Source organism: Natronospira sp. (genome assembly GCF_007134575.1).
Lineage (GTDB): Bacteria > Pseudomonadota > Gammaproteobacteria > Natronospirales > Natronospiraceae > Natronospira > Natronospira elongata.
Window position 1 is genome coordinate 1 of record NZ_SLKM01000219.1, and the last position, 11,662, is coordinate 11,662.

Here is an 11,662-nt window from a genome sequence, read left to right on the forward strand (position 1 = left end):
GCATGTTTCCCTATCCCAGCGGCCGCCTGCACATGGGCCACGTTCGCAACTACACCATCGGGGATGTGATCAGCCGCTCCCAGCGCATGCGCGGCAAGAATGTGCTTCAGCCCATGGGCTGGGATGCCTTCGGCCTGCCGGCGGAGAACGCGGCGATTGAACGTCAGGTGCCCCCCGCGCGTTGGACGCGGAAGAACATCACCGCCATGCGCGAGCAGTTCAAGACCCTGGGTTTCGGTTTCGATTGGTCACGGGAGTTCGCCACCTGCGATCCCGACTACTATCGCTGGGAACAGTGGTTCTTCACCAGGCTTTTGGAAAAAGGCCTGGTCTATAAAAAGAACGCCGTGGTCAACTGGGACCCGGTGGATCAGACCGTGCTCGCCAATGAACAGGTGGTGGATGGCAAGGGCTGGCGCTCCGGCGCGCCGGTGGAGCGTCGCGAGATTCCCCAGTGGTTCGTGAAGACCACCGCCTATGCCGACGAGCTTCTCAAGGATCTGGACGAGACCCTGGGCGACGGCTGGCCGGAAGCGGTGCGCACCATGCAGCGCAACTGGATCGGCCGTTCCGAGGGCGTCGAGCTGAGCTTTCAGATCAAGGACAGTGACGAGCAGCTCACTGTATACACTACGCGCCCCGACACCCTGATGGGGGCCACCTACATGGCGGTGGCTGCCGAGCATCCCATGGCCCAGGCCGCGGCCCAAAACAACCCCGGACTGGCCGACTTCATTGAGGAGTGCCGCAAGGCCCAGGTCTCCGAGGCCGCCATGGAAACCATGGAGAAGCGGGGCATGGATCTGGGCATCAAGGCCCTTCATCCGGTCACCGGTGACGAGATCCCCGTGTTCGCGGCCAACTTCGTGCTCATGGGTTACGGCACCGGCGCCCTCATGGCCGTGCCCGGCCATGACGAGCGTGATCACCTGTTCGCCCAGAAGTATGATCTGCCCATCCGCCAGGTCATTGCCCCCAGCAGTGGTGAGCAGATCGATATCCAGGCCGAGGCCTTCACCGACTACGGCGTGCTGGTCAATTCCGGCGACTATGACGGTCTCACTTCCGAACAGGCTTTCGACAAAATCGCCGACTGGCTGGAGGCCAAGGGCCTGGGTCGCCGCCAAGTCAATTACCGCCTGCGTGACTGGGGCATCTCCCGTCAGCGTTATTGGGGCGCGCCCATCCCGGTGATCAACTGCTCCGACTGCGGCGCGGTGCCGGTCCCGGAAAAGGACCTGCCGGTGGTGCTGCCGGAAGAGGTGGAATTTGACGGCTCCGGCTCGCCGCTCAAGAAAATGCCCGAGTTCCATGAAACCACCTGTCCCCAGTGTGGTGGCAAGGCCGAGCGTGAAACCGACACCTTCGATACCTTCTTCGAGTCCTCCTGGTACTACGCCCGCTTCGCCAGCCCGGATGCCGACAGCAGCATGCTGGACGAGCGCGCCAAGTACTGGCTGCCGGTGGACCAGTACATCGGCGGCGTGGAACACGCCGTCATGCACCTGCTCTACGCCCGCTTCTTCCACAAGGCCATGCGCGACATGGGCCTGGTGGAGGGCAATGAGCCCTTCGCCAATCTCCTCACCCAGGGCATGGTGGTGGCCGAGACCTTCTATCGGCAAGGCGAGGGCGGCCGCAAGCAGTGGTTCAATCCCGCCGATGTGGAAGTGGAGCGCGACGACAAGGGTCGGGTGACTGCTGCGCGACTCAAGCAGGACGGTCAGCCGGTGGAAATCGGCGGCGTCGAGAAGATGTCCAAGTCAAAGAACAACGGTGTGGATCCCCAGGCCATGGTGGATCAGTACGGTGCCGATACCGCCCGTCTGTTTTCCATGTTTGCCGCGCCGCCCGAACAGAGCCTGGAATGGTCCGATGCCGGGGTGGAAGGCGCGCAACGCTTTCTGAAACGTTTCTGGCGCTCCGTGCAGGAACATGTGGCTGCCGGACCGGCCCCCACGTTGGATGTTTCGGCCCTCAATGGGGCCCAGAAAGACCTTCGCCGCCAGACCCATGAAATGCTGGCCAAGGCGGACGATGACATCGGGCGCCGCTATACCTTCAACACCGCCATCGCCGCGGTGATGGAACTGATGAACGCCGTGGCCCGCTTCAAGGACGGATCGGAGCAGGGCCGCGCCGTGGTGCACGAGGCCCTGGAATCGGCCGTGCTGGTTCTCTCGCCCATCGTCCCCCATATCACTCAGCAGCTCTGGGAAGACCTGGGCCACGAGGGCATGGTGGTGGACGCGGCCTGGCCCAAGCACGATCCGGACGCACTCGAGAAAGACGAGCTCGAGATCGCCGTGCAGGTCAACGGCAAACTCCGCGCCCGCATCCAGGTCCCTGCCGATGCCGACAAGCAGGCCATCCAGGACATGGCCCTGGCCGACGACAACGTCCAGCGCCATACCGAGGGCAAAGACCTGCGCAAGGTCATCGTCGTGCCCGGCAAGCTGGTGAATATTGTCGTGTGAAGAGCGGCCTCGCGCAGAGGGCGCCAAGAGCGCAGAGAGAAATAACCCAAGAGGGTGTGGCCCCACCGTAGGAGTGGATTCATCCGCGATAGGGGGCGGCCGAAGCCATGATCGCGGATGAATCCGCTCCTACGGCGGTATGCAACCCGGGCTGCTACATCTTTCGAACGAGACTGACACCGTGCAAAAGACCCTGACAATCTGCCTCCTGGCTCTGAGCCTGGCCCTCACCGCCTGTGGCTGGCAGTTGCGCGGTGCGCCTCAGTTGCCGGAAGAGATGGCGGTCATCTATATCGACAGCGGTGATCCCCACGGCCCCCTGGCGCGGGAGCTCCGCCGCCTGCTCGACAGTGGTGATTCAAGAGTCAGCTGGGACCGGGAGGAGGCCACCGCCATCCTGCGGGTCCTGGAGTCGGGTTCGAGCCGGGAAGTGCTCTCGGTCAACCTCCGTGGCCGCCCCGAAGAACTGCGGGTCATTTACCACATCGAGTTCGACGTCCGAGATCGGGACGGCAACACCCTGGTGGAACGCCAGCGCATGGTCCTCAACCGCGACATCAGCACCGACGCCGAAGACCCCCTTGGCATCTCCCAGGAAACCCGCCGCGTCGCCCGCTCCCTGGAAGAGGAAATCGTTCAGTCCGTGGTCCTGCGCATCGAAGCGCTGGCCCGCGCGGATGCGCGGGAGTAGGCAGTCGTAGGAGCGGATTCATCCGCGATCAAGGCTTTGACCGAGCCCCTATCGCGGATGAATCCGCTCCTACAGCAGAAGGATTGCCCCTTACCCCTAACCCTCCCAAGCCAAACCCCCAAGCCAATCAACAGCAAGAACACCGGCACATTGATCCAGTTGCCGGTCAGCACAAACGGTGTTGCCCCTTCCCGGTGCTGGAATTCCCCCACCAGGGCATCGGTCTCGAACTGGGGCAGGCGCTCCCGCACCCGGCCCTGGTGATCAATGATGGCCGAAACACCGGTGTTGGTGGCCCGGAGCATCTCGCGGCCGCTTTCGAGACTACGCATGCGGGCGATCTCAAGATGCTGATGGGGGGCGATGGACTCACCAAACCAGGCATCGTTACTGACATTGACCAGCAGGGTGGCCTCCGGCAGCGGTGGTCGAATGACCCGGGGAAAGACATCTTCATAGCAGATGGAGGCCCCCACCGGATGGCCGCCGATGGTCAGGGGCTCCTGGTCCAGACCGCCTCGCTCGAAATCCGAGTAGGGCAGGTTCATCATCCGCATCCAGTTGCGCACGAAATCCGGCACCGGGAAGAATTCCCCGAAGGGCACCAGTTGGTGCTTGCGGTAAAAGCGCCCGCCCTCGTGCAGCTGGTAGATGTTGTTGTAAAAGACATCTCCTTCGCGACTGAGAATGCCCATCAGCAGCTCGGTGTTTCGGTCAGCCGCTTCCGCCCGCAGGGGTTCGATCACCGAGTTTCTTACCTGGTGGTACAGCACCGGCAGGGCCGCCTCCGGCCAGATGATGACATCAGCCTCGTCCCAATGGGCCTGGGTCAGGTTCTCGTACAGGCGGATGGTGGGCTCCCGCTCGGCCGGGTCCCACTTGCGGTCCTGGGGCACGCTGCCCTGAAGCAGGGCGGCCCGGGCCGGTTCACCCACGGCTTCGGTCCACTGGACCTTGCCGGCCAGGAAGCCGACAAGACCCAGGGCGAGCACAGCGGCGGCCATGGGCAGCCGTGCCCGGTGATGGAGATCGAAAAAGCGGATGATCAGCCCCGCCGTCAGGGCGAGCAAAAAGCCCAGTCCATAGATGCCCACCACCGGCGCTAGCCCCGCCAGGGGGCCGTCGATCTGGCTGTAGCCCACCGACAGCCAGGGAAAGCCGGTCAAGAACCAGCCTCGGAACCACTCGCCAAAGCCCCACAGGGCCGGCAACAGCAGAAGCTCCCGCCGCCAGCCGGCCGCGGGCGCGAACTTTGCCGCCAGCGCGGCAATCACGGCCGGGTAGAGGGAGAGAAAGCAGACCAGGGCCGCCATCAGCACAATCGCCAGCGCCAGCGGCACCCCGCCGAAGACATGCAGGCTCACATACAGCCAGTAGGTCCCGGCCCCGAAGCTGCCCAGGCCAAACAGCCAGCCCAGCCAGAAGGCCCGCCGCGGCCCATGCCCCCGCCACAGCCAGAAGGCCCCGGCCAGGGCCACCAGGGCCAGCGGCCAGATGCCGAAAGGCGCAAAGGCCCCCACCAGCAAGACCCCCGCTACCACACTCAGAAGTGATTCATGCCGTGGTTGTCGTGCCCATTCCAGTAGCTGCGTGATCACAATTGGTCCCGTCCGCCGCGCAAAGCGGCAATTATGTCATGCCCGAGAGCCCTGATTAAGCATCGAGAAGCTGATCATTGGACTGCCGCCAGATGCACGCGCTCATAATTTCAGCAGAAAAGAATGCAAGTTTTGTGGCATATATCACAGTTTTTGTGCGATTGTCCTGTTATCGATTAAAGGGTGTCGTATCGGTTCTTGATGCTGTGCGGGGATAAGCCTTGGGCTGGCACTCACACAGCATCCGGTGGTTACGAAGCACGTTGGTGCGGCACGCATTAGGGAGGTTCTGGACGAAATGCAGAAATATTGAAGAGACTGCAATGCTGAAACCGAACCAGACGATAATACTGGCATTGATTGTTACCGTAACCGGCCTTTTTCTGGCGCTCGCTCCCCAGGTGGCAGCAGCATGTGATGTGATCGTGTGTAGTTTTTTTGGAGGGGACTTGCATTGTCTCGTTGAGATTGAAGGGGAAGTCCGTATTTGCAACTCTGCCAATAACTGTTCGTGTTGATAGGAAAGATTACGAGTTGAATGATTTCGTAACGGCTTTGGATGGTGGTGGGGCATGGACATCAGGTCCCATCACCGTTTACGCGAAAGACGTATCCTGGAGTATGTGACCATGCCTAACAGAATTCAATTCCTTCTCCTTCCGGTGTTGGCATTGGTAGCGCTTGATGCCTGGGCAGATGATGTTCCCGAAGGTTGGCAGTTGATCGAGCCCGACACCTTTGCGCAGGTCCAGGCGCTTTATGTTGCCGAAATGAACTGTGACCTCTATGTTCCGAGCGTCCAGGTCTATTCCGTCGAGGATGAACGCTTTCTCAGTGCCCGAGAAGTCGAGCTGCTGGATGCGGAATCCGCTGAATTTTTGCCAAGGCAATGGGATCGCTGTGACAAGGCTGTCAGCCTGTCCAGCCTTGCCGACCTCTATAGTTTCGACACCGAGTCGCTTGACGATTTTTTGGTGTTCGCCTTTGACTTGTTTGACGGTCCAGATCCCGAACTCTATCGGGACAAAGTCTTGGAGCGGCGCGAGGCTGTCGCTCGACTGGTAAATCGAATTCCGGAGGCCAATCAATTTTGGATCAGCATTGCGCTACCCGGTGACCGGGGGACTTGGCAGGCACCTGACTGAGCGGCCATATTTTGATCCGAGGCCTCACAAACGCATTGGTTGGTGATGCAATTCACGCCGTTCGGCTCTATGCCAGGACACCCTTGCAGAGCCTTACCACCTTGTTTGTGATTGCTGTGGCGGTAGCACTCGCCGTAGCGCTGGTCGGTCTATATAGCAGTCTGCTCTTGGATACACCACCCGGTGTGAGTAACGCCGAGCGGGTGGTGAGTGTGGGCCGCACTGATGGCGAGCGATTTGAGCCGCTAAACGGGCGACTGCAATCCCATCTCCGGGAAAGCAGCATTGGCCTAACTGGCGTGGCGGGGGTCAGCTACCTTCGACAGGAAGCGCGTCTGCGAGAGGAGCAACGCCACCTGGATATTGGTCTGGTAAGCGAGGGCTTCTTTCAGGTTGTCGGCGTGCGGCTGGTCGAAGGTCGCATCCTGGATGCCAGTGACCATGGCGAGTCCGCGCGGGTGGTGGTGATCAGCTACCGACTCCGAGACCAGGTCTTCGGCGATCTTGACTCTCCGCTGGGCGAGAGCATCACTATCCAGGGCGAGCGTTTTAGGGTTGTGGGCGTCACGGCTGCCGGTTTCCGAGGCGTGCACCGTGACGCTCCGACCGATATCTGGGTGCCTCATCAGACCTGGCAGAATGTGGTCGCCGCAGTACCAGCGCCCCTAATAGAACGGCTCCCCCTGATTTTATTCGGACGGATTGCTAAGGGCACCTCGCTTGGTGCACTCAGGGAGAACCTGAGCAGCTTGCAGGAAAGACTGCCCGCCGCTGCCAAAGAGGACTTGGGCGGCATGCGTCTAGCGGTATCGTCGACACTGAGCCGGGACCCGGCACACCAGCAGATGGCCGAGCGCCAGCTTGAGTTGTTTGCCCTGAGTGCCGTTCTGCTTGCAGTGATAGCCGCAGCCAATCTGAGCCTTTTCTTTCTTGCCCGCGCACCGAAGCGCCAGCGTGAGATGGCAATTCGTATGGCGCTTGGTGCTACTCACTGTCGGTTACTCGGCCAGATGTTTGTAGAGGCCTCGTTACTGGTAGTCGCTGGTGGCTTGCTTGGTCTTCTCTTGAGCCTTTGGCTTGTGACGGGCCTGAAGACCATACCCACTATCGACGTCGATCACTGGGACGGGGCCCTGATCGACACCCGCACCCTGCTATTCGCAATGGGATTGATCGCGTTGCTCGCTGCCGTCGTGGCACTTGCACCGGTGATGGACTTGCGGCGGCGCACAATTCTGGAACGCAGTCGCCCCTGCGTGACACGAATTCGGGTCGGCCAGCGTCTGTTGGCTGTCGTCCAGGTAGGGGTTGCCGGTTTGGTCATCGCCGTGGCTGCCTTCCTCGCCATGGCACTCGCCCAGTTGCTGGTCCAGGGGCCTGGCTACAAGCCGGAGGGAGTCCAGGTTTTCGTGCTGCAGCCCGATGTTGACGGTCCATTCCGACCCGATTTCCGCGAGGCCCCCAACCTGCACCGACAGATACGCGAGCGCCTGCTCGCTCTGGAGGGTGTGGACGCTGTCGGATTCCAAAATGCCGTGCCTACTCGTGCACACCCTGAACAGCAGCCCTTCCGACCGGAAAACGGTCAAAAGGAAACAGTTCAGGCCGCAGCCCTGGTGGGCCGTGCTGATTGGCTTCGAGTCCTGGATGTTCGAGTCCTGCGAGGCTCACTACCGGAATCCGACGATGAGCTGGCCGTGGTGGTTAATCGCCAGTTTGCCCTGCAAGCCTGGGGCGATATCGATGTTGTAGGCAAATGGCTACAGCCACCTCGGCATTTACGTGGTGGTGACCCTTCCCGGGTGGCGGCGGTAATAGATGACCTCAGTTTCGGCCATCCCGCTGAACCCGAACGAGCTGTGGTGATGCTGAACACCCTTGGTGTGATGGATTTCGCCGCCGATGTTCTGGTGCGGGGGGAACTGTCGCAGGACAGCTTAGCTGAGGCGATTGGTACTGTGCTGGCTGATTTTACGCCGCCCCTACATGTCACCGAGCGCTACGCCCTGCAGGGTGAATACGACGCGCTACTGGCTCCAGACCGGGCACGTGTGGTCGTCAGCACGGCGGCCGCTTCGGTAGTCGGTGCTATCGCACTGCTTGGCTTTTTCGGTATCTTGCGTTACATGGTTGAAAATGGGCGCTTCGAATTTGCGCTGCGCGCCGCCCTGGGTGCTGGCCCGCGCCAACTCCGTCGCCAGGTGATGTGGCGCGGTCTGGTACTGGGCTTTCCCGGCTTGGTTTTCGCTTTCCTCCTCGCCGCTATCGGTCTGTCGCTGGTAGGGGGGCGCCTAGACATAGCTGGCCTGTCTCAGTGGCCGGCAATACTGGTCGCCATTACCGGGCTGGCGTTGGCCCTGTGGCTGGCCAGCCGTGGCCCGGCCCGCCAGGCTTCACATACCGAACCCGGAAAGTATCTGCGCGACGAGTGAACCTCCTGTCTGGCCCGGCCTCTCAGTTTGTGCCGAAATTTGTTCCGGGGTCTGTACCGGGTGGGCTGATTTCCGGCATGCTTGTCCCAGCTTGTCTGGACGATGGAACGCAATAAGGGGGAATGCTTGGATATTAGACGGGATACTGGTGGCCGGCAGCGCCGCCGCATGATCGCCTGGGCCGGGGGCGGCCTGGGCTTTTTTGTCCTTGTGGTACTCGCCTTCTGGCTGTCGGCGCGACCACCGGCAGTGGCCCAGTCGGATATCTGGACCGGTTCCGTCCTGCAGGGGGAGCTGATCGCCGAGGTCAGCGCCACCGGCCAGCTGGTGGCGCCGGAGATTCGGGCCGTGACCAATCGCAGTGACGGTGTGGTGGAGCAGATTCACGTGCTGCCGGGGGCCGAAGCCGAGCGGGATACCGTCTTGATCGAGATGTCCAGCCCGGAATTGCTCGATGAGCTCGCCCGTGCTCGCTGGCAGCTGGAGGCGGCGCGCGCCGATGCCGCCCGGGAGCGGGTGGAGACGGCCAATGAACTGCTGCAGCTCGAAGCCACGGTGGCCAATGCCGATGCCGAATACCTGGGCGAGCGCATGGAACTCGAAGCCCTGGAAGAACTGCAGGTGGACCAGGTGGTCTCCGAGCTGGAAGTCCAGCGGACCCGTTTTCGGGTGGAAGCCCTCAAGCGCCGATTCCAGGCCGAGCAGTCCCGCCTGGACCGCTTCGACGAGCTGCGTGACGCGCGAGAAGAGGCCACCGCGGCCCGGCTGTCCGAGCTCGACTCCGAGGTGGAGCAGCTGGAAAAACGCGTGGCCGCGCTCCAGGTGCGTGCCGGATTCGCCGGGGTGGTGCAGGAGGTCAATGTGGAAGAAGGCCAGCGCCTGAGCTCGGGCGAGGCGGTGGCGCGCATCGTCAACCCGGAGCAGTTGATTGCCCGCTTGCGGGTCCCGGAGCGTCGCGCCGGGGAGCTGCTCGTGGGCATGTCGGTGCGTCTCGACGTGGGCGGCGAGACCCTGAGTGGCGAGATCGAGCGCATTGATCCCACCGTGCGCGATCGCCGCGTGGAGGTGGATGTCACCCTGCCCGGTAACCGGCCCGAGGGCCTGCGCCCGGATCTCACCAGCAATGCCCGGATCGAAGTGGCCCGCCTGGACGACACCTTGTATATGCCGCGCCCGCCCTGGGCCGATCCGGACACCACCGCCACCGTGTTCGTGCTGCGGGGCAGCGAGGCCGAGCGCCGGGAGGTCCGCTTCGGCCAGGCTTCCAACACCGAGATCCAGGTACTGAACGGCCTGGCCCCGGGCGATCAGGTGATTCTGACCGACATGAGCAATTGGAGCGACCACCCGCGTCTGCGGGTGCAGTGATCCAGCAAGAAGGGAACAGACGATGAGCAATGAACTGATCCGCATGCAGGGCGTGACCCGCGTTTATCTGACCGAGGAAGTGGAAACCCACGCCCTGGCCGGCATTGATCTGACCGTGAACCGGGGCGACTTCCTCGCCCTGGAAGGACCGTCGGGCTGTGGCAAGTCCACCCTGCTGTCCATCCTGGGCCTGCTGGACACACCCACCGCCGGCAGCTATGAACTGGCCGGGGTGCCGGTGCATGAGATCGATGCCGAGGAGCGCGCCCGGCTGCGCAACCAGGAGATCGGATTCATCTTCCAGAGCTTCAACCTTATCCCCGAGATGAGCGTGGCCGATAACGTCGGCCTGCCGCTGACCTACCGCAAGGGCGTGTCGGCCAAAGAGCGCAAGGAAAAGGTGATGGAATCCCTCAAGCGGGTGAACATGGAGCACCGTGCCGGGCATTTCCCCGGCCAGCTTTCCGGCGGTCAGCAGCAGCGAGTGGCCGTGGCCCGCGCCCTGGTGGGCAGCCCCTCGCTGCTGCTGGCGGACGAGCCCACCGGGAATCTCGACAGCGAGAACGGCGAGGCGGTCATGCGCATGCTCGATGAGCTGCACGCCCATGGCGCCACCATCGTCATGGTGACCCATGACCCCCGCTACGCCTCCCAGGCCGCCCGCCGCCTGCCCATGCTCGACGGACGCATCGCCGAAGCCCAGGCGGCTTGAGGGGTTTGTGTTGATGCGTATGCGTATTGCCTTTTGTCTTCTTGTGCCGGTTGGGCTTGCCGCCTGCGCCGGCGCGCCGGTCTATCTTCCACCCACCGAAGAACCGCCCGCCGTGGCGCTGGATCATTTTCCCTGGCAGGGCGAATCCCTGGTCAATGGGGGCGGGATGTTGGCGGATGAGCTCGATGCAGTCCTGGTCACTGAAGAGCCGGACCGGCTTCGTCTGCGTTGGCGAACCCAGGATCCCGAGCACATTGTCAGCTGGATTGATTGTGGCGAACTGCATAACGCCCATCATCTCGATATGCGCATTGATCAGGGCAGTGACGGCCCCTATGCCCTGTTCTTCACCCAGGGGGAGGGCGGTTATCTGGACATCATCCTCACCCTTGAGCGCGGCGACGAGGACAGTGTGCCGCTGGCGCTGGCCTATCACCTGACCAATCCCTGGTTCCAGGGATGGCGTTTTTCCATCGATAGCGAGGCCATGGCCAAGGTGCCCAATCGCATTGAAGGCTCGGGCCGGATGCGCCGTTGCCGCTCCACTGGCCTGCTTGAAAAGCAACTGGCGGAAAAACTGTCGGCGTTTGATGGGCCCTTGAGCATGACGGCATTGTCTGCGGTACTGGATGAGGCAGGGTTCGGCGCATTGGGCCGGGACGGCAGCGGGCGCACCATGACCCTGGCCGATGTCGATCGCATGTGGGTGTTCACCACCAGCAGCTGCGGGGATAGGGAAGTGGGCCTGTACCTCTACCCGGATGGCAACTTCGAAATGACCCTGGACCAATGGACCTCCGATGACCGCTTGACCACCCTCGAGGAGTGGACCGGCAGATGGCGCGAAGCCGGAGAGGATCCGGCCATCATGACCGTCACGCCCGACGGGGGTGAATCCTTCCAGTATGAAATCACCGAGGCAAACGGCATTTGGAGCGGGATGGCACTGGAGCCGATTTCGGTGCCCGAGAAGCTTCAATGCACCTTGTCTGAACGCCAAGGGGTTCGTTGATAGCCCGGACAGCTTGTTGCTTGAGCGCACCAGTCACGCAAGGATGAAAAAGGGATAGGATGATCGGACTCAAAGATGATCTGCGCCACACCTGGCGGGTATACAGCGGCACCCCCTTTCAATCGGCCCTCGCCATTCTCACCCTGGGCGTGGCCATTGCCTTTGCCACCGCCTTTTTCAGTCTCTACAGCGATCTCAGCTTTCGCAGCCTGCCCGGGGTGGAGGAC

8 protein-coding genes are annotated in these 11,662 nt (G+C 62.2%); 7 read left to right on the top strand and 1 reads right to left on the bottom strand.

What is annotated here, in order from left to right; genetic code table 11:
• Both leuS and lptE read left to right on the top strand, forming a co-directional pair.
• Positions 1-2,477, top strand: a 2,477-nt coding sequence (gene leuS, locus ACJWXQ_RS08765; RefSeq protein WP_406672606.1) for a leucine--tRNA ligase, incomplete at its 5' end; no start/stop codon positions are given.
• A gap of 181 nt (positions 2,478-2,658) precedes the next feature.
• Positions 2,659-3,168 (top strand): LPS assembly lipoprotein LptE, encoded by a 510-nt coding sequence (gene lptE / locus ACJWXQ_RS08770; protein WP_346052106.1) that lies wholly within the window; start codon positions 2,659-2,661, stop codon positions 3,166-3,168.
• Here the strand turns inward: lptE and lnt are convergent.
• On the bottom strand, positions 3,114-4,766 hold the full coding sequence (gene lnt / locus ACJWXQ_RS08775; protein ID WP_406672607.1) for an apolipoprotein N-acyltransferase: 1,653 nt from the start codon (positions 4,764-4,766) through the stop codon (positions 3,114-3,116). The two genes, lptE and lnt, sit on opposite strands and share 55 nt — an antisense overlap.
• 572 nt (positions 4,767-5,338) lie before the next feature.
• On the opposite strand from lnt, the gene ACJWXQ_RS08780 reads away from it, so the two are divergent.
• The 5 genes from ACJWXQ_RS08780 to ACJWXQ_RS08800 all read left to right on the top strand — a co-directional run bounded on the left by ACJWXQ_RS08780 (position 5,339) and on the right by ACJWXQ_RS08800 (position 11,435).
• The gene (locus tag ACJWXQ_RS08780; RefSeq protein WP_346053453.1) at positions 5,339-5,911 is read left to right on the top strand and encodes a hypothetical protein; all 573 of its coding nucleotides are present in this window, start codon (positions 5,339-5,341) and stop codon (positions 5,909-5,911) included.
• 83 nt (positions 5,912-5,994) lie between these two features.
• On the top strand, positions 5,995-8,343 hold the full coding sequence (locus tag ACJWXQ_RS08785) for an ABC transporter permease (protein WP_406672608.1): 2,349 nt from the start codon (positions 5,995-5,997) through the stop codon (positions 8,341-8,343).
• 126 nt (positions 8,344-8,469) lie between these two features.
• The gene (locus ACJWXQ_RS08790) at positions 8,470-9,711 is read left to right on the top strand and encodes an efflux RND transporter periplasmic adaptor subunit (RefSeq protein ID WP_406672609.1); all 1,242 of its coding nucleotides are present in this window, start codon (positions 8,470-8,472) and stop codon (positions 9,709-9,711) included.
• Between the two features lie 22 nt (positions 9,712-9,733).
• Complete coding sequence (locus ACJWXQ_RS08795; protein ID WP_406672610.1) at positions 9,734-10,423, top strand: ABC transporter ATP-binding protein; 690 nt, start codon at positions 9,734-9,736, stop codon at positions 10,421-10,423.
• A gap of 13 nt (positions 10,424-10,436) precedes the next feature.
• Positions 10,437-11,435, top strand: coding sequence for a hypothetical protein (locus ACJWXQ_RS08800; protein ID WP_406672611.1), 999 nt, complete (start codon positions 10,437-10,439; stop codon positions 11,433-11,435).
• Positions 11,436-11,662 lie beyond the last annotated feature (227 nt).